The sequence below is a fragment of the Halorubrum pallidum genome (assembly GCF_055380345.1).
Window position 1 is genome coordinate 2,069,769 of the sequence record NZ_AP043945.1, and the last position, 25,733, is coordinate 2,095,501.

At 70.1% G+C, this 25,733-nt stretch carries 25 protein-coding genes and 1 pseudogene; 22 read left to right on the forward strand and 4 right to left on the reverse strand.

Going from position 1 to position 25,733, the window contains the following annotated elements:
- The first annotated feature begins 123 nt into the window (after positions 1–123).
- Genes cbiT through ACZ45C_RS12260 form a run of 11 tightly spaced genes read left to right on the forward strand, consistent with a single transcriptional unit; the run spans position 124 to position 9,262 of the window.
- Positions 124–738 (forward strand): precorrin-6Y C5,15-methyltransferase (decarboxylating) subunit CbiT, encoded by a 615-nt coding sequence (gene cbiT, locus ACZ45C_RS12210; protein WP_460562369.1) that lies wholly within the window; start codon positions 124–126, stop codon positions 736–738.
- Positions 735–1,433: a cobalt-factor II C(20)-methyltransferase gene (locus tag ACZ45C_RS12215; protein ID WP_460562367.1), complete on the forward strand. Its 699-nt coding sequence runs from the start codon at positions 735–737 to the stop codon at positions 1,431–1,433. The genes cbiT and ACZ45C_RS12215 overlap by 4 nt, the downstream gene beginning before the upstream one ends.
- The gene (locus ACZ45C_RS12220; protein WP_460562365.1) at positions 1,430–2,347 is read left to right on the forward strand and encodes a cobalt-precorrin-4/precorrin-4 C(11)-methyltransferase; all 918 of its coding nucleotides are present in this window, start codon (positions 1,430–1,432) and stop codon (positions 2,345–2,347) included. The genes ACZ45C_RS12215 and ACZ45C_RS12220 overlap by 4 nt, the downstream gene beginning before the upstream one ends.
- Positions 2,344–3,351, forward strand: coding sequence for a cobalt-precorrin 5A hydrolase (cbiG, locus tag ACZ45C_RS12225; RefSeq protein WP_460562363.1), 1,008 nt, complete (start codon positions 2,344–2,346; stop codon positions 3,349–3,351). Before ACZ45C_RS12220 ends, cbiG begins: the two co-directional genes overlap by 4 nt.
- Entirely contained in the window at positions 3,348–4,235 is an 888-nt protein-coding gene (locus ACZ45C_RS12230; RefSeq protein ID WP_460562361.1) for a precorrin-3B C(17)-methyltransferase, read from the forward strand. The genes cbiG and ACZ45C_RS12230 overlap by 4 nt, the downstream gene beginning before the upstream one ends.
- Positions 4,236–4,248: 13 nt before the next feature.
- On the forward strand, positions 4,249–5,286 hold the full coding sequence (gene cobJ, locus ACZ45C_RS12235; RefSeq protein ID WP_460562359.1) for a precorrin-3B C(17)-methyltransferase: 1,038 nt from the start codon (positions 4,249–4,251) through the stop codon (positions 5,284–5,286).
- Between the two features lies 1 nt (position 5,287).
- Positions 5,288–5,542 carry a ferredoxin gene (locus ACZ45C_RS12240; protein WP_460562357.1) on the forward strand — a complete coding sequence of 85 codons (255 nt, stop codon included), beginning with the start codon at positions 5,288–5,290 and terminating at the stop codon, positions 5,540–5,542.
- Entirely contained in the window at positions 5,539–6,276 is a 738-nt protein-coding gene (locus ACZ45C_RS12245) for a cobalamin biosynthesis protein (RefSeq protein ID WP_460562355.1), read from the forward strand. Before ACZ45C_RS12240 ends, ACZ45C_RS12245 begins: the two co-directional genes overlap by 4 nt.
- Positions 6,273–7,502 (forward strand): CbiX/SirB N-terminal domain-containing protein, encoded by a 1,230-nt coding sequence (locus ACZ45C_RS12250; protein WP_460562353.1) that lies wholly within the window; start codon positions 6,273–6,275, stop codon positions 7,500–7,502. The genes ACZ45C_RS12245 and ACZ45C_RS12250 overlap by 4 nt, the downstream gene beginning before the upstream one ends.
- A 1-nt stretch (position 7,503) precedes the next feature.
- Positions 7,504–7,875, forward strand: a complete 372-nt coding sequence (locus tag ACZ45C_RS12255; RefSeq protein WP_460562351.1) for a DUF3209 family protein — start codon at positions 7,504–7,506, stop codon at positions 7,873–7,875.
- A complete protein-coding gene (locus ACZ45C_RS12260; protein ID WP_460562349.1) occupies positions 7,853–9,262 on the forward strand; it encodes an outer membrane protein assembly factor BamB family protein in 1,410 nt (469 codons plus the stop codon). The genes ACZ45C_RS12255 and ACZ45C_RS12260 overlap by 23 nt, the downstream gene beginning before the upstream one ends.
- A 51-nt stretch (positions 9,263–9,313) precedes the next feature.
- Here the strand turns inward: ACZ45C_RS12260 and ACZ45C_RS12265 are convergent, their stop codons facing one another.
- A complete protein-coding gene (locus ACZ45C_RS12265; protein WP_460562347.1) occupies positions 9,314–11,587 on the reverse strand; it encodes an ATP-binding protein in 2,274 nt (757 codons plus the stop codon).
- A 34-nt stretch (positions 11,588–11,621) separates the two neighbouring features.
- Here ACZ45C_RS12265 and cobN point away from each other — a divergent pair, with 34 nt between their 5' ends.
- From cobN to ACZ45C_RS12280, 3 genes are read left to right on the forward strand one after another with little or no spacing between them, the layout of a single operon-like run.
- On the forward strand, positions 11,622–15,545 hold the full coding sequence (gene cobN / locus ACZ45C_RS12270) for a cobaltochelatase subunit CobN (protein ID WP_460562345.1): 3,924 nt from the start codon (positions 11,622–11,624) through the stop codon (positions 15,543–15,545).
- 41 nt (positions 15,546–15,586) lie between these two features.
- Positions 15,587–16,456: a precorrin-8X methylmutase gene (locus ACZ45C_RS12275; RefSeq protein WP_460562343.1), complete on the forward strand. Its 870-nt coding sequence runs from the start codon at positions 15,587–15,589 to the stop codon at positions 16,454–16,456.
- Positions 16,453–17,226: a cobalt-precorrin-7 (C(5))-methyltransferase gene (locus ACZ45C_RS12280; RefSeq protein WP_460562341.1), complete on the forward strand. Its 774-nt coding sequence runs from the start codon at positions 16,453–16,455 to the stop codon at positions 17,224–17,226. The genes ACZ45C_RS12275 and ACZ45C_RS12280 overlap by 4 nt, the downstream gene beginning before the upstream one ends.
- A gap of 22 nt (positions 17,227–17,248) precedes the next feature.
- Here the strand turns inward: ACZ45C_RS12280 and ACZ45C_RS12285 are convergent, their stop codons facing one another.
- Genes ACZ45C_RS12285 through gatB form a run of 3 tightly spaced genes read right to left on the reverse strand, consistent with a single transcriptional unit; the run spans position 17,249 to position 19,457 of the window.
- Positions 17,249–17,710, reverse strand: coding sequence for a GNAT family N-acetyltransferase (locus tag ACZ45C_RS12285; protein ID WP_460562339.1), 462 nt, complete (start codon positions 17,708–17,710; stop codon positions 17,249–17,251).
- A 6-nt stretch (positions 17,711–17,716) separates the two neighbouring features.
- Positions 17,717–17,935 carry a ubiquitin-like small modifier protein SAMP2 gene (gene samp2, locus ACZ45C_RS12290; protein ID WP_460562337.1) on the reverse strand — a complete coding sequence of 73 codons (219 nt, stop codon included), beginning with the start codon at positions 17,933–17,935 and terminating at the stop codon, positions 17,717–17,719.
- Between the two features lie 34 nt (positions 17,936–17,969).
- Positions 17,970–19,457, reverse strand: a complete 1,488-nt coding sequence (gatB, locus tag ACZ45C_RS12295) for an Asp-tRNA(Asn)/Glu-tRNA(Gln) amidotransferase subunit GatB (RefSeq protein ID WP_460562335.1) — start codon at positions 19,455–19,457, stop codon at positions 17,970–17,972.
- Positions 19,458–19,554: 97 nt separating this feature from the next.
- Here gatB and ACZ45C_RS12300 point away from each other — a divergent pair, with 97 nt between their 5' ends.
- From ACZ45C_RS12300 to ACZ45C_RS12335, 8 genes and pseudogenes are all read left to right on the forward strand, one after another.
- Entirely contained in the window at positions 19,555–20,250 is a 696-nt protein-coding gene (locus ACZ45C_RS12300) for a phosphoribosyltransferase (protein WP_460562333.1), read from the forward strand.
- A gap of 16 nt (positions 20,251–20,266) precedes the next feature.
- Positions 20,267–20,902: an HD domain-containing protein gene (locus ACZ45C_RS12305; RefSeq protein ID WP_460562331.1), complete on the forward strand. Its 636-nt coding sequence runs from the start codon at positions 20,267–20,269 to the stop codon at positions 20,900–20,902.
- 140 nt (positions 20,903–21,042) lie between these two features.
- The gene (locus tag ACZ45C_RS12310) at positions 21,043–22,467 is read left to right on the forward strand and encodes an FAD-dependent oxidoreductase (protein ID WP_460562330.1); all 1,425 of its coding nucleotides are present in this window, start codon (positions 21,043–21,045) and stop codon (positions 22,465–22,467) included.
- Between the two features lie 86 nt (positions 22,468–22,553).
- Positions 22,554–22,709: a hypothetical protein gene (locus ACZ45C_RS12315; protein ID WP_460562329.1), complete on the forward strand. Its 156-nt coding sequence runs from the start codon at positions 22,554–22,556 to the stop codon at positions 22,707–22,709.
- On the forward strand, positions 22,709–23,719 hold the full coding sequence (locus ACZ45C_RS12320) for a YeiH family protein (RefSeq protein WP_460562328.1): 1,011 nt from the start codon (positions 22,709–22,711) through the stop codon (positions 23,717–23,719). The genes ACZ45C_RS12315 and ACZ45C_RS12320 overlap by 1 nt, the downstream gene beginning before the upstream one ends.
- A gap of 85 nt (positions 23,720–23,804) precedes the next feature.
- A complete protein-coding gene (gene mtnP, locus ACZ45C_RS12325) occupies positions 23,805–24,671 on the forward strand; it encodes an S-methyl-5'-thioadenosine phosphorylase (RefSeq protein ID WP_460562327.1) in 867 nt (288 codons plus the stop codon).
- 199 nt (positions 24,672–24,870) lie between these two features.
- A complete protein-coding gene (locus ACZ45C_RS12330) occupies positions 24,871–25,239 on the forward strand; it encodes a UPF0175 family protein (RefSeq protein WP_460562326.1) in 369 nt (122 codons plus the stop codon).
- Positions 25,236–25,731 (forward strand): annotated as a pseudogene (locus tag ACZ45C_RS12335) (PIN domain-containing protein). The gene ACZ45C_RS12330 and the pseudogene ACZ45C_RS12335 overlap by 4 nt, the downstream one beginning before the upstream one ends.
- Positions 25,732–25,733: the final 2 nt, after the last annotated feature.

Genomic DNA, 25,733 nt, shown 5'->3' on the forward strand with positions numbered 1-25,733 from the left:
GTCGACGACGGCCGAGCGTTTCAGCCCCCACCGCGTACCGACCGGTCCGTGAGCCGTAATTCAATATAACTTTTCTTAGAACAATCCAAATTGTTATTACGCGGGCTTCCTCTCGTGGAACCGATGCCTCGAACGCCGTCGACACGCCTCCCCCACGACGCGAAAGCGGGCCCGACGAAGCCCGAGATCCGAGCCGTGACCGTCTCGAAGCTGGGACTCACTCCCGAGGACCACTTCGTCGAGGTCGGCTCGTGCACCGGCGCGGTGACGATCGAAGCGGCTCGCCGCGCGGGTCGCGTCACCGCGCTCGAACGCAAGCCCGACCGACTGGCAGTGACGGAGAAGAACCTCGCGGCGAACGCTCCCCTCGACGCGGACGTGGACCTGGTCGAGGCCGAGGCTCCGGACGGCCTCCCCGACGACGCGGACGCGCTGTTTCTCGGCGGGTCGCGAAACTTCGAGGCGGTGCTCGACCGGGCGGTCGAGACGGGCGTCTCTCGCGTCGTGATGAACGTCTCGCGGCTGGAGGTCGCCGGGCGCGCGGTTGAGGCGTTCCGCGATCGGGATATCCTCGACGAGGTCGTCCAGTTCCAGGCGAGCCACGGGTACGAACTTGCCGGCGCGACGAGCTTCGACTCGGACAACCCGGTGTACGTGATCACGGGTGGGGTCGGAGACGGTTCGGGCGGAGGGGCCGAATCGACGGCTGACGCGCCGAGCGCCGGAGGTGGCGCGTGACCCTGTACGGCGTCGGCCTCGGCCCGGGGGCCGCCGACCTGATCACGCTCCGGGGGAAGCGCGTCTTGGAGTCGGCTGACACCGTCTACACGCCGGGGCGGCTCTCGCGCTCCGTCGCCGTCGAACACGTACCCGAGTCGCGGCTGGGCGACCTCGACTTCCCGATGACGCGCGACCCCGACGAGCTCCGGCGGGCGTGGCGCGAGGCCGCCGACGCGGTCGCACCCGTTGCCCGCGACGGCGACGCGGCGTTCGTCACCCTCGGCGACCCGAACGTCTACTCGACGTTCGGCCATCTCCGGCGGACACTCGACGCCTTCCACCCGGACGTGGCGGTCGAGACGGTGCCGGGCGTCTCGGCGACGACCGCGTTCACGACCGCCCTCGGCGTCGAGGTGGAGGCCGGCGCGGGGCTGGCGCTCCGCGAGGCCGACGCAGGGAAGTCGCCGACGGGCCCCGACCGGATGGTGCTGTTCAAGGTGACCGACGCGCCGGCGACCCACGAGGGGCTCGTGGCGGCCGGCTACGACGTGACGTACGGCCGCCGGCTGTTCATGGAGCAGGGCGACACCGTGGTCACCGACGACCCGGAGGCGGTCGCCGACCGCGACTACTACACGCTCGCGTACGCTCGCCGCCCCGACGCCGGCGAGGATCCGGCGACCGCGGCATTCGCGGAGGTGGGAGACGCGTGAGCGACGCGCCCCCAGACCCCGCGACCGAGGTGCTGTCGGACCGAGAGGGAATTCCGTTCGTCGGCGCGGGTCCCGGTGACCCCGGACTCCTCACGGTGCGCGGACGAGCGCTCCTCGAAGAGGCAGACCTCGTCGTCCACGCGGGGTCGCTGGTGAACAGCGAGCTGCTCGACGCCTTCTGTGCCCACGCCGAGCAGGTGAACTCCGTCGGGAAGGACCTCGAAGAGCTGATCCCCCTGATGCGGGACGCCCACGAAGCGGGGCGAACGGTCGTCCGGCTGCACTCCGGCGACCCGTCGATCTACGGGGCCGCCCTAGAGCAGATGGACGCGCTCGAATCCGAGGGGATCTCCACGTACTTCGTCTCGGGCGTCACCTCGGCGTTCGCCGCGAGCGCGACGCTCGACACTCAACTGACGCTCAACGAGGTGGCCAACCACGTCGCGTTCACCCGACCGCAGGGGAAGACCCTGAGCCCGGAGGAGGACCACATCTCGGAGTTCGTCCGGATGGGCGACGTGACGACCTGCATCTACCTCGGCACCCACGCGGTCCGCGAGACGATGGACCGTCTGCTGGACGACGGCGTCGACCCGGACACGCCCGTCGCGGTCGTGTACCACGCCTCGTGGCCCGACGAGGACGTGATAAGCGGGACGGTTGGCGACATCGCCGACGCGGTCGAGGAGGCTGGCTACCGCGCCTCCGCGCTCGTGGTCATCGGCGAGGCGGTCACCGGCGGCGGCTACGAGCGCTCCTACCTCTACGGCGACTGGGCCAACGGCGAGGTCGAGGGGGCGCGAGACGGAATCGGCGGGGGCGACTCCACGGACGAGGAACCGGAGCGAGACGCGGAGGAGAGTACGCGAGACGGCGACGACACTGACGCGATCACGGAGGAATCTGCGCAATGAGCACGGACGACGATACGGCGACAGAATCGAACGACGTGAACGACTCCGACTCCGGCGGCGGGCACTGCTCGACGGCGGACTCCGACGGCGAGGTGGCCGAGACGCTCGGGATCGTCACCTTCGAGCGCAAGCGCGACACCGCAGAGGAGATCAAAGCGGGGCTGGCCGACCGCTACGACCGGATCGACCTGCTGGAGTACCACGGCGACGTCTTCGCCGAGCACTGGGGCGAGTACGACGTGTTCTGCGGGCTGATGGCAAGCGGCATCGCGATGCGCAAGACCGCGCCGCTTCTCGACGACAAGTGGGACGACCCCGCGGTGGTCGTCGTCGACGAGGAGCTGACGTGGGCGATCCCGCTCACGGGCGGACACCACGGCGCGAACCAGGTCGCAGACGACCTCGCCTCGCTCGGCGCGGTGCCGGCGATGACGACCGCCAGCGAGGCCGCGGGCAAGCAGGGCGTGGAGGAGCGCGCGAAGGCGCTCGACGCCCACGTCGTCAACGGCGACTCGACGGTCGCGACGAACCTCGCCGTCCTCGACGACGAGCTCGGCCCCGTCGCGCGGCTCGACGGGCCGCGCGCGGTGCTCGTCGGCGACGACGTGACGGTCCTCAAACGGAACAGCGGCCCCGACGAGGGGGTCGTCCTCGGGACGGGATCGGTGTCGGGCGCGACCGCGGAGCAGTTCGATGCGGCGTGGTCGCACGCGCTCGACGAGGCCGACGCCGACTTCGAGGACGTGGAGTTCGTCGCCACCGGCACCCGCAAGGAGGAGGAGTCCGGCCTGTTGGAGGCGGCCGAGAACCGCGATCTCGGCGTCGTGAGCTTCGAGAAGGAGACCTTAGAGGAGTTCGAGGGCCCGACGCCGTCGCGCTCGAAGGAGCTGATCGGGTGGCCCGGCATCTCCGAGGCGTCGGCCATCGCCGGCGGCCGCGACCACGAACTCGTCGTCGAGAAGATCGGCTACGAGGACAGCGTCACCGTGGCGGTGGGGAGATGAGCGGCGACGCGGAGACGGGAACCCTTCCCGACTCCCGTTCGGCCGCCGGCGGCGACCCCGCGGGCGACGCGCCCGAGGGGTACGGTACGCTGTACGTCGTCGGCATCGGTCCGGGGCTGCCGGGCGAGATGACCGAGCGCGCTCGCCGCGTCATCGAGAACGCCGACTGCGTGATCGCCTCGAACCTGTATCAGGCGTTCCTCCGCGATGACGGGACGCTCCCGCCCGAGGAAGAACAGGCGGCGGCCGACCAGGAACTCGTCCGCTCGTCGATGGGCAAGCAGGTCGAGTTGGCCCGCGAGGCGTTCGAGCGCGTCCGCGACGGCCAAGACGTGGCGCACGTCTCCGGCGGCGACCCGAACGTGTACGGGAAGTCGGACCTGCTGTTCACGATGGCCGAGGCAGAGGCGGCGACCGACGTGCCCGTCGAGATCGTTCCCGGCGTCACCGCGGCGCTCGGCGGCGCGGCGACGCTCGGCGCGCCGCTGTCGAACGACTTCTGTACGGTCTCGCTGTCGGACAAGTGGCGCGGCTGGGCGGAGATCGAAGAGAAGCTCCGCGCGGCGGCGATCGCCGACTTCGTGATCGTCTTGTACAACTGCTGGCGCGACTACGAGCGGGCGATCGAGGTGCTCCGCGAGGAGCGCCACGACGACGTGCCCGTCGCCATCGTCAACGACGCCGGCCGGGGCGACGCCGGCCGCAACGTCGACGGCGAGACGTACACCCTGACGACGCTCGGCGAGGCGACCGAGCACGACGAGGAGGTCGGCGGGATGGGCACCTCCATCCTCGTCGGCACCCACGAGACCGAGGTCTGGGAGAACGACTACCGCGACTACCTCGTCACCCCGCGCGGCGGGCGTGACGTGGAGGACTTCTGAGACACCACACACCATGAGCGACACCACCTGCGGCGGTTCGACGGACGAGGCGGACAGCACGGGAGACAACACCGAGACGAGCGCGTGCGGCGCGGCGACCGACGGCGGAGCGGCCGCGGAGGCGGCAGAGGCGGACGCGACCCCATCGTCGGAATCGGCCTGCGGCGCGTCGTCGACCGCGAGCGACTCCGCGGACTCCGCCGACGCGAGCGCCTGCGGCGGCGCGTCGAGCGACACGAAGAAGAAGGTCGAGGCGACCGTGGACGAGTTCGACGCCGACCCCGGGCGGCTCGTCGCCGTCGGGCTCGGACCCGGCCACGCCGAGGGGATGACCGCGCGGGCGAAGGCGGCGCTTTCGGACGCCGAGCACATCGTCGGCTACACCACCTACATCGACCTCATCCCCGACGAGATCACCGAGGAGGCAGACGAGTTGTACGACACGCCGATGTGCGGCGAGGTCTCCCGCACCGAGGAGGCGATCGACCGCGCGCTCGCCGGCAACGACGTGGCGATCGTCGGCTCCGGCGATCCCAACGTGTACGCGCTGTCGGGGCTCGCACTGGAGATCCTCGAATCGAAGGGGGCGACCGCCTCGATGGTCGACTTCGAGGTCGTTCCCGGCGTCCCCGCGGCGCAGTCCTGCGGGGCCCGGCTCGGCGCGCCGCTCGTGAACGACTCCGTGTCGGTGTCGCTGTCGGACCACCTCACGCCCATGGAGGAGATCGAGTCTCGGCTCCACGCCGTCGCCGACGAGGGGTTCACGATCACCGTCTACAACCCGTGGAGCCGCAAGCGCCGCGAGAACTGGGAGACGGCCTGTGAGATCCTGCGAGAGCACCGCGCGGACGACACGCCCGTCGGCATCGTTCACGGGGCCGGCCGAGACGACGAGACCATGGAGATCACGACGCTCGGCGAACTGGAGGCGTACGGCGAGACCGACCTCGTGGACATGACGACGACCGTCGTCGTCGGCAACGAGGACACGTACGTGTGGGACGACCGGATGGTCACCCCGCGCGGCTACGAGACCAAGTACGACTACTGAGATGAGTGAGCGCTACACGGTGACGGTCGACCGCGACGCCTGCGACGGCGTGTTCGCGTGTCTGGTCCGCGACCCCCGGTTCGTGGAGGACGACGACGGACTCGCGGGGATCGACGCCGACGCCGCCGAGGCGGTCGAGCGGACGGCCGCGAACGTGACGGCGACGTTCGCCGACGACCGGATCGCGGACGCGGAGCAGGCGGCCGCCGCGTGCCCGCTCGACGCGATCACGGTCGCGGAGGGGGACGACGAATGAGCGATCGTGCGGACTGGACCGGCGACCCGCTGCCGAACGCGCCGGACGACCTCCTCGACGCGACGCCCGAGGCGGCGTACCTGTGGGGCCGCGTGGCCGCCGACGGCGCGGTCGCCGGTGACGAGGTGCAGGTCCGAGTCGGCGACGCGCCGGCGGCGACGCGGGTCGCGGCGTTGTTCGGCGCGCGCGACGTCGACCGCGAGCGCGAGGTGACCGAGCGCGAGTACGCCCACGACACCGACGTGACCCGCACGAGCGACGAGTACGTCGTCGCCGTCGAGACGCCCGCGGCCCGGCGGGCGGCCGCCGCGTTCGGGCTCCCGATCAGTGGAGGCGCGTCCGGTGGCGACGCCTCTGACGGAGACGGGGGCTACCGCTTTTCCGCTCTCGCCGACCACCGCCGCCAGCTGCTCCGCGGAATCGTCGAGGGGTGCGGGACGGTGTGTTACAAGTCGGACGCGAACGCGGTGGGCATCTCGGTCGTCCACGACGACGAGGCGCTGCTCGCGACCGTTCGCAGTCACCTCGACGCCGCGCCGGTCGAGGCCCCGTACGGCGACCTCAACGAGTCCTCGTCGAGCGGTTACTGGTTCGGCGTCGCCGACGACGCCGGCCCCGCCCTCGGCGAATGGCTCTACGAGGGGAGCGGCGACTCCGGGCTGTTCGCGCCGCAGCGACGGACCAAGACTCGGAAGAGCATCGAGCGCGTCCGCGAGGGGGAGGAGCGCGCATGAGCAGCGACGCCGCTCTCACGCCCGCCGCGATCTCGGACGAAGCGGTGCTGCTCGTCGGGCACGGCTCCCGTCGGGAGAAGTCGAACGAGCAGGTGCGGGCGCTCGCGGCCGACCTCGAATCTCGACTGGGGATCCCGGTCGACGCCGCGTTCCTCGAACTCGCGTCTCCGGCCATCGACGAGGCGATCTCGGGGCTCGCGGGGACCGTCTCGCGCGTCTCGGTCGTCCACCTCTCGCTTTTCGCGGCGAGCCACGTGAAAAACGACGTTCCCCTCGCCGTGAAGCGTGCGCGGGCCGAACACCCCGACGTGGAGATCGAAAACGGGTCGCACCTCGGCGTCCACCCCGCGCTGCTCGACCTGCTCGACGACCGCGCGGCGGCCGTCGAGAGAGAGTTGGGCGTCGACCGCGCGGACGACGAGGTCGTGGTCGTGCTGTGCGCCCGCGGCTCCTCCGACCCCGACGCCAACGCCGACGTGCACAAGCTCGCGCGGCTGCTGTACGAGGGCCGCGAGTTCGCCGACGCGCGCGCCACGTTCATCGGGGTCACCGACCCGACGCTCGACGAGACGCTCCACCGCGTCGCCCGCGCGCGGCCGGACGCGGTCGTCGTCCTCCCGTACATGCTCGGCGACGGCGTGCTCACCGGACGGATCAAGGAGGGCGCGGAGTCGTTCGACGCGGAGTACCCCTACGTCGACGCGGCTCCGGGCGAACCCCTCGGGACGGACCCGCGGCTGCTCGACGTGCTCTCGGATCGGTGGCAGGAGGCCCGCACCGGCAGCGTCGAGATGTCCTGTGACACCTGCAAGTACAAGGTGGAACTCGACGGCTACGAGGCCGACGAGGGCGGCGCCCGCGCAATGCTGCGCGCACTCACCCACGGCGCAGCCCACGCCGACCGCGAGGACGTCGACGACGACCCGCACGCCCACGACGCGCCCGCCAACCACGTCGCTGTCTGCACGAACCAGACCTGCGCGGCCGCCGGTTCGCCCGCGGTGTTGGAGCGGCTCCGTCAGGCCGTCCGCGACTCCGACGCCTGCGACGCGCGCGTCACGCGAACCTCCTGTCTCGACCAGTGCGGCGACGGCCCGATGGTGGCCGTCTACCCCGACGGCGTCTGGTACGGCGGCGTCGACGAGTCCGACGCGGACCGCATCGTCTCCTCGCATCTCGACCGCGAGCGCATCGTCTCCGATCTGGTCCACGACACCCTACAGTAACATGAGCTGCCACGAACTCGAAGCGCTGCGACTCGGTCTGATGAACGTCCTCGGCACCGACGACCGCGCCGCGCGCGAACACGCCGAGAAGGAACTGGACGGTGAACTGAGCGGCCCCATCGAGGGGCTCGCGACCGCCGAAACGCTCGACGAACTCCGCCGCCACCTCGACGCCGCGCTCGTCGACTTGGAGGAGGAGGTCGCGACGCTTGAGGCCGACGACCCGGAGGCCGACTACGTCCGCGGCCGGCTCGTCGCCGTCCGCGACGCCGAGCGGAGCCTCGCTCGCCTCGCGACCCACGGCACCGACCTGCTCGACGGACTGGGCGAGACCCACCACGATCTCCACGATGCCTTCCCCGTCGAGGAGTGAGGGGGCCGACGACGACCCCGGAGCGAGCGATTCGCGGATCGACGCCGCGCTCGACGCGCACGCCGCCGCTCCGCTGGGCGACGTCGACCCCGGTGGTTCGCGCCAGCGAGGACGCCGCTCCGCGGTCGCGCTGACCGACGGTTCGGTCGTCGTCGGGACCGCCGACGGGGACATCCGGGCGTTCGACCGCACCGACGGCTCTCCCTCCGACGCGACTCGCGGCGTTCGGCTCGGCTCCGAGCGCTGGCGACTCTCCGGCGACGAGCCGGTCGTCGCGCTGACGCCGTTCGACGGCGGGGTCCTCGCCGGCACTCGGGGCGAGCGCGGCCTCGTGCGCCTCGTCGACGCCGACGGCTCCGAGCGCTGGCGGCTGGTGGCGGCGGACGACGTGGGACCGCCCGCGAAAGAGACGCGCTTCTGGTACCCGTTCGTCGCCGCGATCGAGACGCACGGCGACCGGGCGTACGCGGCCGCGCGGCGGTACGAGCGACGGGGGACCGACGGCGACGCGAGCGCGCGGCACTTCGAGAGCGTCGTGTACGCGCTCGACCCGGACGGAACCGTCGCGTGGCGGTACGCGGCCGCCGCCTCGCCGATCGCGGTGGTGGCCGACGGCGATCGGGTCGCCGTGGCGTACAACCGCTGTCCCGAGCCGGACGCCCACGACGACGGGCTGGTCGCGCTCGACCCCGCGTCGGGCGAGGTCAGGCTCCGGTGGGATCCCCGTCGCGCGCCGGACGCCGGCGGCGATGCCGACGCGACCAGACCCGTCGGCGACATCGCGCTCACTCCGGACGGCTACGCGGTCGCGAGCCATGCGGACTACCGCGGCTACCTGCTCGGTCGCGACGGAACGGTCCAGGCGTCGCTCGACCTCGGGACGCCCGTCGATCGAGAGGTGCGCGACGGAGCGTCCGACCCGAGCGAGTCGACCGACGACACGTCGACGGACCGAGTGTACGCCTATCCGAACCACGTCCACGCCGGCTCCGCGGGCGTCGCGTTCGTCGTCGGCAACACCTTCCCCGAGGCGGGCCGCGAGACGGTCGCCCGCCATCCCGCAGAGCACACCGTCGTCGGCGTCGACCTCTCGGGCGCGGAACGCTGGCACGCCGACGTGGGCGGCTTCGCCCACCACGTCGCGGGCACGGACGCCGCGCTGGCGGTGCCGACGGCACAGCACTTCCGCGACCGCGACCCAGCGGTCCACGGCGTGTCCGTGGTTGATCTCGAAACCGGAGCGGCGGCGTCCGCGGACACCGACGGCGTCTCGACCGCAGTCGCGCTCGATGCGGGCGCGATCGCCGCGGTCGAGGAACCGGTCGCGTACCACGACGGCGACGCCGACGAACGCGGCGCATACCGGCTCCACCGCTGGCGACGGTGAACACCGGAAGCCATCGCACCGTTCTGTCGGCGACGGTCTCCGCTCCGCGACCTATTTTTCCGCCGTTCCACCGAGTTCCCGGTCGACCCGCTCGGCCGACAGCGACGACAGCGGGACGCGCTCGCCGCCCGTCGAATCGAGGAGCGTCGGGACGACGCCCTCGGCGTCGCCGGCGTCGACGACGAGCGTCCGGTCGGCGACCTCGCGGAGCCGGCCGCCGGCCTCTCTGACGGCCGCGGTGGGCCGCTCCGCGCCGTTGGCACCGCCGTCGGTGACGACGATCGCGAGCGCCACGTCGGCGTCGGCGCGCGAGATCGCGTCCGCCGCGGCGTCCACTCCCGCCGAGAGCGGCGTGCGATCGCCCGTCGGTAGGTCCTTCAGGTGGCGCGCCGCCCGTCCCACGTCGTCCGTCGGCGGGAGCAAGACACCGGCGTCGTCGCCGGCGAACGCCACCAGCGCGACGGCGTCGCGGTGCTCGTAGGAGTCGCGGAGCAGGTCGACCGCCGCGCCCTTCGCCGCCCGCATCGGTCCGCGCATCGAGGCGGAGGCGTCGACGGCAAAGCAGACGAGCGTCTCTGCGTCGCCGGCGCGGACGGACCGCCGGAGGTCGCGTTCCTCGACCGCCCGCCCCCCGCGCTCGGCCGACGCGCGGACCGACGCGCCGGCGTCGATCCGGTCGGCGGGAGTCGCTCGCTCGGTTCGGACTCGCGGACCGGTCCCGCGCGTCGAGGGAGCCGCGCTCGACCGCCCGTCGCCGTCGCCCGCGACCGTCGAGTCGGCGTCGGGTTTCTCCATCTCGGGCGCGACCGCGTCGCCGACGCCGACCCGGTCTGCCCCCGGCACCAGCGGCGTCGCCTCCTCGGTCTCGGCTTCGGGCCCGCCGTTCGAGCCCGAAGGCTCGCCGACCGTCGACTCGTTGTCGCCGTCGCCCTCGGCGTTCCCGCCGGTCGCTTCGGCGGACTCGCCGCACCCGCTGCCGCCGGTATCGCCGCGATCGGTTTCCCTCTCGCCGTCGCCGGCGTCGACCTCCGCACCGGCGTCTCCGCGATCGGTCTCTGAACCGGTGCCGTCGCCGTCTTCGGTGGAGTCTCCGTCTCCCCGCCGGCCGGACGCATCGGGTTTGTGTTCATCGACCGCGTCGTCTCTGCTTCCATCGGCCGCGTCGTCTCCGCTCCCGTCGCCGACGTCGCCTCCGCGCTCATCGTACTCGCCGTCTGCTGTTCCATCATCGCCATCGGCGTCCGGGTCGCTCGGTTCCGGGTCGTCGCCGTCGAGGTGGTCGTCGATCAGTTCCTCAGCGTCGGCCGACTCCTCGAACGGATCGGTGCGCAGGCGGTGCGGAAGCGCCAGCGACGCCGCCTCGCGAACGTCGCCCTCGATCACGCGACTCCGGCCGTCGAGCGCGGCGAGGGTGCGGGCGCAGCGCGCGGCCGCGATGTCCGCCCGGTGACCGTCGACGCCGGCGTCGCGGCATAGCTCGACGATGTCGCGGACGAACGAGTCGGGGAGCGTCACCGACCCGAGGCGCTCGCGGGCGTCGGCGATCGCCGCGGCCGGATCGTCGAACGGCGGATCGCCGGCCGTCACGCCGTCCGCGTCGCGCCCGGCGTCGCCCTCCCGACTCGCGCCGCCGTCGCGGCCGAGCGCCCGGTCGACCACCGCCATCCGGTCCGCCGTGGCGTCGAGGCCGGTCACGTCGACGGCGAGGTCGAATCGGTCGCGAAGCTGCGGCCTGAGCGCCCCCTCCTCCGGGTTCATCGTCCCGATCAGCGTGAACTCGGCGGGGTGGGTCAGCGAGACGCCGTCGCGCTCCACCGTGTTCACGCCCGACGCGGCCGCGTCGAGCACCACGTCGACGAGGTGGTCGTCGAGGAGGTTCACCTCGTCAACGTAGAGGACGCCGCGGTTCGCGCGCGCGAGCACCCCCGGGTCGAACGCCGCGTCGCCGTCGAGCGCGTCCGCCACCGACAGCGACCCGACGACCGCCTCGCGGGTCGCCCCGAGCGGCAGCGTGACGAACGGTGCCGGCCGGGTGTCGACCGGAAGGGTCGCCCGCCGGCGACACGTCGGACACTGTCGGTCCGGGTCGCCGGGCGGGCAGCCGTACCGGCAGTCGGCGACGACGCGTCGCTCGGGGAGACACGACGCGAGCGCGCGAGCGAGCGTCGACTTGCCGGTCCCCTTCTCGCCGCGGACGAGCGCGCCGGAGAGTTCGTCGTTCGCGCCGACGGCCGCAAGCGCCCGCTTCAGTTCGGTCTGTCCGACCACGTCGTCGAACTCGGCGGTCGGCGTCGGTGGGTTTTTGTCGCTGCCTTCATCAAGCACAGTTGACTTACAGCAACGAGGATTTACAAACCTTATGACGACACTCGGACTCTACACGGCGACGGAGAACGAACTCGGGTCCGTGGCCGCCGCGGCGGACGAGACGGACATCGATCTGCTCGCGCGCTCGAAGGGCGACCTCGACGACCCGGCCGACGTGGACGACTTCCTCTCGGCGGTGACCGAGGCTGACGCGGCGGCGGTCGTGCTGTGGCTCCACGGCGGAACCGACAGCATGCCGGGCTACGAGCGGGCGACGGCTCGGCTCCGCGAGGCGGGGATCCCCGTCGTCGTGAAGGCGACCGGGGACGCGTTCGCCGCCGAGGACACGACGGCCGACGACGCGGTCGCCGAGCGCGCTCGCGCCTATCTGGAGCGAGGCGGCGTCGCCAACCTCGCGAACCTCCTGCGATATCTCGCCGACACGTACGGCGCGCCGGCCGACGCGCCGCCGGAGGGGTACGCGTACGACGACCCGGTCGCGCTGCCGTCCGAGGGCGTCTACCACCCCGATCACCCGGGGGCGGAGTACGGGGAACTGGTCGCGACGTTCGACCCCGACACGCCGACCGTCGGCGTGTGGTTCTACGAGTCGCACTGGACCCACGAGAACACGCGGTACGTCGACGCCCAGGTGCGCGCGCTGGAGGCGCGGGGCGTCGACGCGCTCCCGATATTCTGTAACCCCGCGGGCGACGAGGACGGCTGGGACGCAGAGCGCGTCACCGACGAGTGGCTGCTCGACGACGGCGAGCCCGTGGTCGACGCGATGTGCTCGTCGTTCATGTTCGCGCTGTCGATGGACGAGCGCGGCCGCGACGCCAACGACGAGGGGGCGAGCGCCGAGGAGGTGTTCTTAGACCGTCTGGGCGTCCCCGTTCTCCAGACGGTGACGACGATGCGGTCGCGGTCGCGCTACGAGGCCAGCGACACGGGCGTGATGGGGTTCGAACTGGCCCTTTCGATCGCCTTACCGGAGTTCGACGGCAACGTGATCACCCACCCCGTCTCGGGGAAGGAGCGCACGGACGACGCGGCGGGGATCGGTTCGGCCCCCAAACAGCACTACCCGATCGACGACCGGATCGATCACGTCGCGTCGCTGGCGGTCAACTGGGCGCGGCTCCGACACCGCCCGAACGACGAGGCGCGCGTGGCAGTCGTCCTCCACAACTACCCGCCGAGCGACGACGGCATCGGCACGGCGTTCGGGCTCGACACCCCCGAGAGCACGGCGAACCTCCTCGGGGAGCTGGACGAGCGCGGGTACGACCTTGGCGGGGACGGTGCAGAGACTCCCCCACGCGACGGCGCGGCGCTCATCGACGCGCTCACCGCCCAGCTCACCCTCGACGACCGCTGGGTCGCTCCCGAGGACGTTCGGGACCTCAGCGTCGACACCGTGAGCCCCGCGACCTACCGGGAGCGGTTCGCGGCGCTCGACGACGAGTTCCGTGAGGCCGTCCTGACGGAGTGGGGCGACCCGCCCGATCGCCCGTTCGCGATCCCGGGAGTCGAGTTCGGGAACGTCCTCGTCACGGTCCAACCCCCCCGCGGGTTCGGGATGGACCCCTCGAAGGTGTACCACGACTCCGACCTCCAACCGCCCCACGACTACGTCGCCTTCTACGGCTGGCTCCGGGAAGCGTTCGACGCCGACGCGGTCGTCCACATGGGCACTCACGGCTCGCTGGAGTGGCTCCCGGGCAAGACCGTCGGGCTGGACGCGTCGTCCGCGCCGGACCAGCTAATCTCTGACCTCCCGAACGTCTACCCCTACGTGATAAACAACCCCGGCGAGGGGACGCAGGCGAAGCGTCGGTCGTACGCCGCCGTCGTCGACCACCTCACTCCGCCGATGGCGAACGCCGGGACCTACGACGACCTCGCGGAACTGGAGGAGCTTGCCGACCAGTACCGCGAGGCCGGCACGACGGACGCGCGCCCCGACGACGGCGAGCGGCTCAAACGTCGGATCCGCGAGGCGGTCGACGAACTGGACCTGGCGGTCGAGCTGGGAGTCGCGGGAGATATCGACGAGAAAGCCGACGTGCGCGGTCCCGACGAGGCCGGATCGACGCTCGCTGAGGGCGAAGTAGCGGGCGAAATCCTCGACATCGACACCTTGGTCGAGCGGATCCACGCGTACCTCACCGACGTGAAGACAACGCAGATCCGGATGGGGCTGCACACGCTCGGCGAGCCGCCGGCGGGCGACCGGCTGGTGGAGTACCTCGTCGCGCTCACCCGGCTTGAGAATCCCGGAGCACCGAGCCTCCGTGAGTCGGTCGCGGGCGTCCTCGGCGTCGACTACGATCAAATGCGCGAGCAGCCCGGCGCGTACGACGAGGAGTTGGGCATGACCTACTCGGCGGCAGCCGACCGCGTCCACGAGGTGAGCTGTGACCTCGTGGCGACGCTCGCCGAGTGCGGCTTCGACGTGCCAGAGTCCGAGCGGGAGGCGGGCCCGGACGACGAGGTGAACATGAACCTGCTCGTCGTCGACGTCGACACGATCGGCGACGCGCGAGCGACCTCGGGCGCGCACGACGACCTCCGCGAGGCGCTTTCGTACATATGTGAGGAGGCCGCCCCGCGCGTCGGCGGCGCGCGCGCCGAGGTCGGCAACGTCGCGGACGCGCTCGCCGGCGAGTACGTCCCGCCGGGCGGGAGCGGCGCGCCCACACGCGGCGGCGTCGATCTCCTCCCCTCCGGCCGGAACTTCTACACGCTGGACCCGCGGAAGGTGCCGGCCCGCGCCGCGTGGGACGTGGGCAGGGAGGTCGCCGAGGGAATGCTCGACCGCCACGTAGATGATGAGGGCGAGTACCCGGAGGAGGTCGGCGTCGTCGCGTGGGGGACGCCGACGGTCCGGACGCGCGGCGAGACGATCGCGCAGGTGCTCGCGCTGATGGGCGTCGAGCCGGTGTGGTCCGACGCCGGCCGCGTCGAGGACGTGGATCCGATCCCGCTGGAGGAGCTTGACCGCCCCCGGATCGACGTGACGACGCGCGTCTCCGGGCTCTTCCGCGACGCCTTCCCCGCGGCCGCGGGCGTGATCCACGACGCCGTCGACGCCGTGGTCGACCTCGACGAGCCCCACGCGATGAACTACATCAAAAAACACGTCGAAGCGGAGACCGAGGACCTCGCCGCCGCGGGGGTCGACGACCCCGAGTCGGCCGCGAGACACCGGGTGTTCACGACGACGCCCGGCGGCTACGGCGCGGGGACGAACAAGGCAGTCGACGAGGGCGAGTGGGAGGACCGCTCCGACCTCGCGGACGTGTACACCCAGTGGGGCGGCTACGCCCTCGGCAAGCGCGGCCGCGTGAGCGAGGCGCACGACGCCTTCGAGCGCCGGCTCTCCGGCGTCGAGGCGACCGTGAAGATCGAGGACACCGACGAGCAGGACGAGTTCGACTCCTCCGACTGGTACGCGTTCCACGGCGGGTTCATCACCGCGGTCACGGAACACGCCGGCGAAGAGCCCGCTTCCTACGTCGGCGACTCCTCAGATCCCGACGACGTGCGCGTCTACACCAACGAGGAGAAGGTCCGCAAGGCGCTGCGCTCGCGCGTCCTGAACCCGCGCTGGCTCGGCTCGATGGAGGAGCACGGCTACAAGGGGGCCGGCGATCTCTCCACGACGGTCGACGTGGTCCTCGGCTGGGACGCCACCACCGGCGTCGTGAGCGACACGCTCTGGGAGGCCGTCGCGGACGCGTACGCCTTCGACGGGGACCGCCGCGAGTGGCTCTCGGACGTGAACCCGTGGGCGCTCGACTCGATCACCGACACGCTGACGGAAGCGATCGACCGCGGGCTGTGGGACGCCGACGCGGAGACGGAAGAGCGCCTGCGCGACCTGAACCTCCGCGCCGAGGGGGCGATCGAGGAGCGCGAATCGCGGGGCGACGCGGACGCGCTCGCGGGCCGCGCCGGCGACGACGACTGATCTGACCACCATCACCTCATTCCGACCACCATCATCTCATCATGAGCGACACACCAGAGACACCAGACGCGACGGCAACGACACCCGAACCGGACGACGACTCCGGCGACCGCGAGGCGTACGCCGACCTCGGGGCGACGACGGAGGCGGCGATGGACATCGCCGAGACCAGCATGGACCGCGTCCACGAGCTGGTTCCACAGGAGACGCTCGCGGACCGCCTGCGCGCGAAGTCGGTCCACGCGACCGGCGACCCGGAGTTCCAGCACCTCGTCCGCTTCACCGGCGCGGACAGGAGCGAGCCGGTGCGCGCGGGCGCGAGAGCGGTGCTCGACGAGCGGCCGATCGTGACGGACATCACGATGGTGAAAGCCGGGATCACCGGCCGCGGCCACGACTGTCCGGTGCGCAAGGCGATCGGGAACGGCGCGGAGCTGGCCGCCGAGACCGGGATGACCCGGACCGCGGCGGCAGTGCTCGAACTCGACCGCGAGGGTGTCTACGACGGGGCTATCGCCGTCGTCGGAAACGCGCCGACCGCCGCGCTCGCGCTCGCGGACTGCATCGAAGACGGCACGCGGCCGGCGGTCGTCGTCGCCACCCCGGTCGGCTTCGTGAAGGCCGCGGACTCGCGCGAGCGACTCCGCGAAGTCTGCGCCGCACACGGCGTGCCCGCCGTGACAAACGTGGGTCGTCGCGGCGGCAGCGGCCTCGCGGCCGGGCTGACGAACGAACTCGTCCACGTCGCCAGCGACGCCCGCGAGGGGGAGGCCTCCGTAGAGGCCTCCAAACGGTCGAGCGGCGAGGACGCGGAGCCGCGAGACGGCGAGGGGGAGGCCTCCGTAGAGGCCTCCAAACGGTCGAGCGGCGAGGACGCGGAGCCGCGAGACGAAGGGGAAGCAGGGCCGTGACCGGTGACGACCCCGCCGTCCCCGATCTCCCCGACGCGCCGGCCGAGGCGTCGAGCGCGGCGCCCGAGCCGTCTCGAGGCGATCCCGAGACCGATCCGCAGGTCCACGCCGTCGGGATCGGTCCCGGCAACACCGAGTTCCTGACGCGGCGCGCGGGGCGGTTGCTCCGGAACGCGGACGTCGTCGTCGGCTTCGAGACCGTGGTCGACTTCGTCGCCGACGAGACCGACGCGGAGCTGATCACCTGCGGGTACCGGGACGAGCCCGAGGCGCTCGGCCGGTTCGCCGCCCGCGTCGCCGACGGCGCGCGCGGCGTCGCCGTGCTCATGGGCGACCCGAACCACTCCGGCTACCAGTTCCTCGGGAAGGTGGAGGCCGCGGTCGACGCGCCGGTCCGCGTCGTCCCCGGGATCTCCTCGGTGCAGATGGCCGCGAGCCGCGCCCGCACCCCGCTCGAAGACTCGGTCTTCGAGACGCTCCACGTCAGGGGCGACCTCTCGCCCGCCCTCGCGCGTCTCCGGCGGGCCGTCGGCGACCGCCACCTGATCGTGATCCCACGGCCGTACGACTGGATGCCCGAGGACGTCGCGGCCGACCTCGTCGACGGCGGCGCCGACCGGGCTCTGAAGGCGATCGTCTGCGAGCGGCTGACCCACCCCGACGAACAGATCACGCACACCGACCTCGGCACCCTCGCTGACGGGGCCGGCGGGGACGCCCCCGACGACACCGCCTTCTCCGATCTGTCCGTCCTCGTCGTCCGCGCGTGAGCGGCGACGGGGCGGGGACCGATCAGTTACGAGAGCCATCGCCGACTCGCCGACTGCCACGCAGCCGACCGGCCTCCTCGCCGTCTCCCACGGAGACGACATCGAACCCGAGGCCGCGGTAGAACTCCGCCAGGTCGGCGTCGAACTCGGCGGTGACGACGTCGATCACCGGATCTCGATCAGCCTGCCGAACTGCGGTCGCGACGAGCGCGGTTCCTATTCCGCGCCCGCGACGCGGTCGGCGGACTGCGACGGCGTCAACGTGGAGTCGGTCAGAATCTGGTCGCACCGCGACCAGCGCGCCGACGACCGCGTCCGTTCGATCGAAGCGCGCCACCAGCGCAGCGCCGGCGTCGATCGCGGCGGCGACGGTCTCGGCATCGGTCTCCAACATCGCGGCGTCGAGCACGCGGAGGATATCGAGCCGGTCGTCAGGGGTGGCGGGTTCCACAGTGAAACCGTCTGGCGGATCTCGTCGCGGCACTGTCGCTCACACGCCCGGAGCCGTCGAGCCGCCCTTGATCAGCCGGAGGAGTTTGACCTCGTCGGCGTCGACGACTCGGTCGCCGGGGACGGGCGAGCCGTCGACGAGCGCGGACGCCTCTTGGGGATGGTAGCCGGCGGCGCGGATCAAGTCGTCGTAGGTGGCGTCGTCTGAGAGGTCGAACTCGTCGGCCTCTCCGCCGACTACCTGTACGCGTACATTCATCGGCCGCGCGCCTCGGCGCTGCTGAACACGACGGTTACCCGTCCAACTCCTCGCGGAGCAGCCCGTTCACCTGTCCGGGGTCGGCGCTGCCGCCGGTCGACTGCATCACCTGGCCGACGAGGAAGTTGATCGCCCCCTCGTCGCCCTCGTGGTAGTCGGCGACGGCGTCGGGGTTCTCGTCGATGGCGGTCTCGACCGCGCGCTCGACCTCGTCGCTCTCGGCCTTTCCGAGCCCCTCGCGGTCGATGACGGTGTCGGGGTCGTCGCCCTCGTCGAGCATCTGACGGAGGACGACCTCCTCGGCGTTTTTCACCGTTAGCTCCTCCGCGGCGACCAGCTCGATCAGCCGCGTGAACTCGTCGAGCCGTCCCTCTACGTCCGTGATCGCCATCTCGCGGTAGTTGAGTTCGCCGAGCAGGTTGTCGGCGACCCACGTCGCCGCGAGTTCGGGGTCGAACTCGGTCGCGACGTCCTCGAAGAAGTCCGCGACCTCCTTCGTGGAGGTGAGTTTCGAGGCCGCCTCGCGGTCGAGGCCGTACTCCTCGCGGAAGCGCTCGCGGCGGGCGTCGGGAAGCTCCGGGATCGGAATCCGGTCTTTCCAGTCCGACACCGCAAGCGCGGGGAGGTCGGCCTCCCGGAAGTAGCGGTAGTCCTTCTCCGCCTCCTTCGAGCGCATCGAGACGGTGACGCCGCGCGCCTCGTCCCAGTGACGGGTCTCCTGTTCGATCTCGCGGCCGCGGCGAAGCACGTTCTCCTGGCGAGTGACCTCGTATGCGAGCGCCTGCTCTGCGCCCTTGTGACTGGAGATGTTCTTCACCTCGGCGCGGTTGGCCTCGGCGAGCGCCTCCTCGGTGATGGTTCCGTCGGCGGCGACGTCGCCCTCGGGAACTAAGGAGACGTTGGCGTCGACGCGGAGGCTCCCGTCGCGGGTGGGGTCGAAGACGCCCAGATACTCCAGCACTTCCTCCAGCTTCGCGAGGAACGCCCGCGTCTCGGCGGGCGACCGGAAGTCGGGCTCGGTGACGATCTCCATGAGCGGCGTGCCCGCGCGGTTGTAGTTCACCAGCGTGTGGGTGGCGTTCTCGATGGAACCGCCGGCGTGCTGGATGCTGCCGGGGTCCTCCTCCAGATGGGCGCGAGTGATCCCGATGGCGCGCGTCTCGTCGTCGACGCGCACCTCCAACTCGCCGGACTGGCAGATCGGGGCGTCGTACTGGGTGAGCTGGAAGTTCTTCGGCAGATCGGGGTAGTAGTAGTTCTTCCGGTGGAACGTCGTCGTCTCGGGGATGTCGGCGTCTATCGCCTTGCCGATCTTCACCGCGGCCTCGACGGCGCCCTCGTTGAGGACCGGCAGCGCGCCCGGGAGACCGAGGCAGGTCGGACAGGTGCGCGTGTTCGGCTTCTCGTCGTCTCCGGGCTCCGTCGAGCAGCCGCAGAAGATCTTCGTGTCGGTCTCGAGCTGGACGTGGACCTCCAGCCCGATCACGACCGTCCGCTCCGCCGTTGCGGCCTGCGTACTCATTACCGACCCGTTGTGAGCGGGTCACCTAAATCGTGTCGGGACCGCTCTGGGAGCGTTGCTAAACCCTTATCAGCGCGCGGGTGGGACGAACGGCCGTATGAGCGACCTCCCGGACGACTTCGACTGCACCCTCACCAACTGGGAGTACATCTACGGGCTCTGCCGCAACGTCTCGAACGCGGTGAAGCGCGCGGACTTCGATCCGGACGTCGTCGTCGCGTTGGCGCGCGGCGGCTGGTTCGCGGGGCGGTGTATCTGCGATTTCCTCGGGCTCGACGACCTGACGAGCCTCAAGATGGAACACTACGTCGGGGCCGCGGAGAAGACCGACGAGCCGCAGATCCGCTACCCGATGCCTGAGGGCTCCGTCGAGGGGAAGAACGTCCTGATCATCGACGACATCGCGGACACGGGCGGGTCGATCCGCCGGGCGGAGGAGTACGTCGAAGACCGCGACGCGGGCGACGTGCGCACCGCCACGCTCCAGCTTCTGGGGACCTCCGAGTTCCAGCCCGACTTCGTCGGCGAACGGCTCGAACAGTGGACGTGGGTCGTCTACCCGTGGAACTTCGTCGAGGACATGATCGACCTCACTGAGGGCGCGATGGAGCGCGCCGACCAGACCGTCTTCGACCGAGAAGCGATTCGTCACTACCTGGAGGAGTACCACGGCATCGGGCGCATCGAGATGGAGGTCGCTCAACCCGACCGCCTCGAAGAGGTTGTCGACGAGATGGTCCGCCGGGACGTGGCCGCCCGGACCGACGGCGACGCGCTGACGCTCGTCGAGTAGCCGTCCGCACATCTCGATGTCCACGGACGACGATCCGGACCTCGATCCCGCGCTCGACGCGCTCTGTGACGCCTACGCGCTCAAAGACGAGCGTCGCACGGGGTGGCAGCTCCGCGGCGTGGAAGACCCCGAGTCGGTCGCCGCTCACACGTGGGGCGTCGCCTACCTCGTGGTGGCGCTCGGCGACCGGTTCCGCGCTGACCTCCCCGGCGTCGACCTCGACCGCGCCCTCCGGCTCGCGGTGGTCCACGACGTCGCCGAGGCGGAGACGGGCGACGTGGCGACACGCGCCGATTCCACGGCCGATTCACCGGAACCGGCTGCCAAAGCGGCCGCAGAGCGCGAGGTGATGACCGACCTCGCCGGACCGCTCCCCGACCGCGTCCGCGACGCGTGGGAGGCCTACGAGGCCCGCGAGTCGCCGGAGGCGGTCCTCGTCAAGGAGTGCGACATCCTCGACGTCTGTCTACAGGCCGTGATCTACGAGCGTGATGACCGATACGATCCCGCCGCCGGCGACCCGGACGCGTTCCGCGAGTACGCCGACCTCGATGAGTTCTTCGCGACGTCCGAGCCCCGGATCCGGACCGAGACCGGCCGCGACCTGTTCGAGCGACTCCGCGAGCGGTACCGGATCGCTCGGGACGCGTGAGGAAACGTAGCGATAGTAGTTCGACGATCGTCGTATGTCTTAAACGACGTTTGTAGGGCTTCTACGGCCAGATTCCGCGCAGAGATGGTAAAATGGTTAACGGGGGAGTCCGTCTCGACACGTGAGAGCTTTCACCACGCATGTCCGAAAACACAGATCTACTAATCGTCGGCGGGGGGATAAGCGGCGCGTCGCTTCTGTACACGGTGGCGAAGTTCACCGACGTGGACGACGTGACCCTGATCGAAAAGGAGCGGGAGATCGCGGCGGTCAACTCTCACCGGACGAACAACTCCCAGACGCTGCACTTCGGGGACATCGAGACGAACTACACCCTCGAGAAGGCCGAGGAGGTCAAAGAGGGGGCGGAGCTGCTCGCGGGGTACCTCGAAGGGACCGACCCCGACCGCGAGATGCACAGCAAGCGGAGCAAGATGGTGCTTGGCGTCGGCGACGGGGAGGTCGACAAGCTGGAGCAGCGGTACCGTGAGGAGGGGTTCGGCGACCTCTTCCCGAAGCTCCGCGAGATCGGCCGCGATGAGATCGAGGAGCTGGAGCCGAAGGTCGTCGAGGGGCGCGACTCCGAGACCGAACTCAAGGCGCTCCAGACGCCCGACGGGTACGTCGTCGACTACGGCGCGGTCGCGCAGTCGTTCGTCGACGCCGCCCGCACCGAAGAGGGTGTCTCCGTCCACCTCGGTACCGAGGTGACGAACGTCGACGAGGGCGATGAGGGGTTCACCGTCGAGACCGACGACGGCGAGTTCGCGGCCGGCGCCGTCGTCGTCACCGCCGGCTCTCACAGCCTCCAGTTCGCGAAGGAGATGGGCTACGGCGAGGACATGTCGCTGCTCCCGGTCGCGGGCAGCTTCTTCCTCGCCGACGACCTGCTGAACGGGAAGGTGTACACGTTACAGATGAAGAAGCTCCCATTCGCCGCGGTCCACGGCGACGCGGACGTTCACGACGACGGGGTCACCCGGTTCGGACCGACCGCGAAGCTCGTGCCCGCGCTCGAACGCGGCGAGATCTCGACCGTGAGCGACTTCGCCGACGTGTTCGGGCTCAACGTCTCGTCGTTCCTGAGCTACGCCAACATCCTCTCTGATCGCATCCTGTTCCCCTACGTGATGCGGAACCTCGTGTACGACGTCCCCGAACTCGGCAAGCGCGCGTTCCTCCCGCACGTGCAGAAGGTCGTGCCGACCGTGGAGGCGGACGACATCCAGCGCGCGAAGGGGTACGGCGGTGTGCGCCCGCAGATCGTCGACACCGAGACCAAGGAACTCGACATGGGCGAAGCGAAGATCGAAGGCGACGGCATCCTGTTCAACATCACGCCCTCTCCCGGGGCGTCGACCGCGCTGAAGACCGCGATGACCGACGTGGAGACCGTGCTCGAATTCTTCGACGGAGAGTACGCGTTCGACGAGGCGGCCTTCCGCGACGCGACGATCGAGAACTTCCCTCGAGTTGACGACAATGAAGAGGCAACTTCTTCCGGATCCGAGGTCGACGGATCGTCCACCGACGACGACCCTATCGCCGCCGAAGCCAGCGACTGACTTCGAACGCACTCGTTCTCTCGTTTCGATCCCGAGTTCGTGCCGCGAGCGATATCGGTAAGTAGTGCCGTGATGACGGACACACAATGACATCGGACGCCGGACCGTCCGCCGCGGACCGAACTGAGTCACCGCTCGTCAATCGCTGGACCGCGCTCGATCGCGGCTGGCAGGCGCTACTGCTCGGGTTGGGTATCGTCGCCGCTCACCTCGCGATCCAGTTCGCGGTTGGCTCGCTGTGATGCGATACGTCGTGACCTCCGCCGTCGCCGCGGCCCGGCCGTACGTACCCGGATTCGCGTTGCTCGTCGCCGGCGCGCTGCTCGCGAACGTCGTCGCCGGCGCGGTCGACGGGCTCCAACCGCTCGTCGTCGCCGTCGGCGTCGGTGCGATCGTGGGTAATACGGTCGGCACGCCGACGGTGGCCGAGCCAGGTGTGAGCGTCGACAAACTCTTTTTAGAGACCGGGATCGTCCTGCTCGGCGCGGCTGTCGTCATCGAGGAGTTCCTCGCGGCGGGCCCGACCGTCCTCGGCCTCGTCGTCGTCGCGGTCGCGGGCGGGCTCCTGCTCGCGGAGGCGATCGCCCGGGTGCTGTTCCGGCTCGACGGGGCGACGCCCTCGCTCCTGGCCGCGGGCGCGAGCATCTGTGGCGTCTCCGCGGTCGTGGCGATCGGTCGCGTGCTCGAGGCGCGGGGGTCTGCGATCACCTTCGCGGCCGCGACCGTCCTGCTCTTCGACGCCGTCACGCTCGTCGCGTTCCCGCTCGCCGGCGAGTGGCTCGACCTGACGAGCCGTCAGTTCGGCGTCTGGGCGGGCGTGAGCATGTTCTCGACTGGACCGGTGGCGGCCGCCGGCTTCGCGCACTCGCCGGAGGCGGGGCAGTGGGCGACCGTGACGAAGCTCGCGCGCAACTCCCTGCTCGGCCTCGTCGCGATCGCGTACTCGCTGACGTACGCGGCGCGCTCGGCCGCGGACCCCGACGTGCGACGGCTGTGGGCGGAGTTCCCGAAGTTCCTGCTCGGCTTCCTCGTGATCGCCGCGGTCGCCAACAGCGGGGTCCTCTCGCCGGCCGCGCTCGACTCTATCGGCCGCGTCTCGGACGCGCTGTTCACGCTGGCGTTCGTCGGCCTCGGTCTCTCGATCCGGCTGCGGGAGATGCGCGAGGTCGGTGGTGCGGCGGTCGGGGCCGTCTTGGTCCACTTACTCGTCGTGAGCGCGCTCGCACTCGTGGCCGTTCGGTGGCTGCTGTAGGCCGCGCTGTCGGCGGGTCGTCGCCGCGAGCAGTCCCGCCACCCCGGTTCAGTCTGTATAAGTAGCGAGCGCCCGCACTCTCGCCATGAGCACCATCGGCTTCATCGGTGGCAGCGGAATCTACGAGGCGCTGCCGCTCTCCGACGTGCGCGAGGTCGAGTACGACACGCCCTACGGCGAGCCGAGCGACGCGATCGCGATCGGCGAGTTCGCGGACACCGGTCGCGAGGTCGCGTTCCTCCCGCGACACGGCTCGGACCACGGCGTCTCCCCCACGGACCTGCCGTACCGCGCGAACATGTACGCCTTGAAGCGGGCCGGCGTCACCCACGTCTTCGCGTCGAACGCGGTGGGAAGCCTGAGAGAGGAACTAGAGCCCGGCACGCTCGTCGTCCCCGACCAGATCTACGACCGGACCAAGCGCCGCGATCTCTCGTTTTACGGCGACGGCGTCGTCGTCCACCAGCCCTTCGCGGACCCGTACAGCCCCGAACTGGTCGATCACCTGACCGCGGCCGCGGAATCGACCACACCCTCCGACACCGACGTGGTGAAGGGCGGTACCTACGTCTGCATCGAGGGGCCGCAGTACTCGACGCGCGCCGAATCGGAGTTCTACAGGAGTCAGGGGTGGGATCTGGTCGGCATGACCGCAGTCCCGGAGGCGAAGCTCGCACGCGAGGCGGAGATCGCGTACGCGACTATCGCGGGCGTCACCGACTACGACGTCTGGAAGGAGGACAGCGAGGTGACGCTCGCGGAGGTCCTCGAAAACGCCGAGAAGAACCAGACGGCGATCAAAGCCGCCGTCGAGGAGGCGGTCCGGACGCTTCCCGAAGACCACGACTGTGCCGCGCACACCGCCCTCGACGGAACCGTCAACACGCCGACCGAGGCGATCCCCGACGACACTCGCAAGCGCGTCGAGCCGCTGCTCGGTGAGTACTTGTAGTACAGTATCTCCGTCAGTGATCGACTTTGAAGAGTACTGTTTGGGTCATCTCTTCTCGCTCGCACCTGCAGTAGTTTCGGGGAATTCGAGGCGAATGCCTCGCCCCTCAGGGTGGGGATGAAGCCGATCGATCCTCTCGTGTACGTGCCTATTTGCCGAAGTTCATAAATAGTATGAATACGTAGTTTCAGGTGAAACGATGGCACGAATCACTGGCTCGTATCCAGACGACCTCGATCTCCTCATCGAAGGGGCCGTCGAGGCTGGGGTGTTTAGAGGGAAGAGCGATGCATTGCGAGAGTTCGTCCGTGAATACTTCGATGACCACGAAAACGAGCGTATCGCAGCCGCAGTCACCCTCTACGAACGCGAACGGATCACGCTCGGTGATGCCGCGAGACTCGCTGATGTCGACCGCTGGACGATGCGCGATCTCCTCCGCGAACACGGCGTCGAACTCCGCCTCGGACTCGTTGACGAAGACGACGCAACCTACGAGGTAGAGGCAGCGAGGGAACTCGAATTCGATGCTGAAGGGTCAGATGATACGACGTCTCAGTCGAAATGACAGGTGGCGACACTCCATCCAACCCAAGCGTCCTGAACACGACTGTCCTCTCAAATTTCGCGTACATTGACCAGCTGTGGGTAGTTGCAGGGCTCTCTGGAATCTGCGCAGTTCCAGTCGTTCAAGAGGAGCGTTGAGACCCATCGATACCTCCAGCGAGCACTCGATACACTCGAGGTCGAGATTCCTGTCGCGACGATTTCGGATACGATCGCAAATCGAGAGTCAGTCGTCAGGGATCATCTCGATCCCGGAGAGGCACAAGCGTTCGCCGTGGCGGACGCACACCACGGTCGATTGCTGACAGACGACGGTGATGCCCGGTCGTTTGCGAAAGACCAAGGCGTGACTGTTGTCGGATCGGTTGGTATCCTGTTGGCCGCGATCGATGCCGGACAGATAGAGGATTCGACAGCTGACGAGTGGTTGTCGATGTGGATTGATGATATCGGCTACTACGTTCCGTATCGAACCATCTCGGAGTATCGGTGAGT

Excerpts from the sequence above, each read along its gene's own strand:
- ACZ45C_RS12300 (WP_460562333.1), top strand. The coding sequence starts at position 19,555 with ATGAGCGACCTCCCGGACGACTTCGACTGCACCCTCACCAACTGGGAG.
- samp2 (WP_460562337.1), bottom strand. The coding sequence starts at position 17,935 with ATGAATGTACGCGTACAGGTAGTCGGCGGAGAGGCCGACGAGTTCGAC.
- ACZ45C_RS12315 (WP_460562329.1), top strand. The coding sequence starts at position 22,554 with ATGACATCGGACGCCGGACCGTCCGCCGCGGACCGAACTGAGTCACCG.
- gatB (WP_460562335.1), bottom strand. The coding sequence starts at position 19,457 with ATGAGTACGCAGGCCGCAACGGCGGAGCGGACGGTCGTGATCGGGCTG.
- ACZ45C_RS12275 (WP_460562343.1), top strand. The coding sequence starts at position 15,587 with ATGAGCGACACACCAGAGACACCAGACGCGACGGCAACGACACCCGAA.
- ACZ45C_RS12330 (WP_460562326.1), top strand. The coding sequence starts at position 24,871 with ATGGCACGAATCACTGGCTCGTATCCAGACGACCTCGATCTCCTCATC.
- mtnP (WP_460562327.1), top strand. The coding sequence starts at position 23,805 with ATGAGCACCATCGGCTTCATCGGTGGCAGCGGAATCTACGAGGCGCTG.
- ACZ45C_RS12250 (WP_460562353.1), top strand. The coding sequence starts at position 6,273 with ATGAGCAGCGACGCCGCTCTCACGCCCGCCGCGATCTCGGACGAAGCG.
- ACZ45C_RS12240 (WP_460562357.1), top strand. The coding sequence starts at position 5,288 with ATGAGTGAGCGCTACACGGTGACGGTCGACCGCGACGCCTGCGACGGC.
- cbiT (WP_460562369.1), top strand. The coding sequence starts at position 124 with ATGCCTCGAACGCCGTCGACACGCCTCCCCCACGACGCGAAAGCGGGC.
- ACZ45C_RS12255 (WP_460562351.1), top strand. The coding sequence starts at position 7,504 with ATGAGCTGCCACGAACTCGAAGCGCTGCGACTCGGTCTGATGAACGTC.
- cobN (WP_460562345.1), top strand. The coding sequence starts at position 11,622 with ATGACGACACTCGGACTCTACACGGCGACGGAGAACGAACTCGGGTCC.
- ACZ45C_RS12305 (WP_460562331.1), top strand. The coding sequence starts at position 20,267 with ATGTCCACGGACGACGATCCGGACCTCGATCCCGCGCTCGACGCGCTC.
- ACZ45C_RS12230 (WP_460562361.1), top strand. The coding sequence starts at position 3,348 with ATGAGCGGCGACGCGGAGACGGGAACCCTTCCCGACTCCCGTTCGGCC.
- cobJ (WP_460562359.1), top strand. The coding sequence starts at position 4,249 with ATGAGCGACACCACCTGCGGCGGTTCGACGGACGAGGCGGACAGCACG.
- ACZ45C_RS12320 (WP_460562328.1), top strand. The coding sequence starts at position 22,709 with ATGCGATACGTCGTGACCTCCGCCGTCGCCGCGGCCCGGCCGTACGTA.
- cbiG (WP_460562363.1), top strand. The coding sequence starts at position 2,344 with ATGAGCACGGACGACGATACGGCGACAGAATCGAACGACGTGAACGAC.
- ACZ45C_RS12245 (WP_460562355.1), top strand. The coding sequence starts at position 5,539 with ATGAGCGATCGTGCGGACTGGACCGGCGACCCGCTGCCGAACGCGCCG.
- ACZ45C_RS12260 (WP_460562349.1), top strand. The coding sequence starts at position 7,853 with ATGCCTTCCCCGTCGAGGAGTGAGGGGGCCGACGACGACCCCGGAGCG.
- ACZ45C_RS12310 (WP_460562330.1), top strand. The coding sequence starts at position 21,043 with ATGTCCGAAAACACAGATCTACTAATCGTCGGCGGGGGGATAAGCGGC.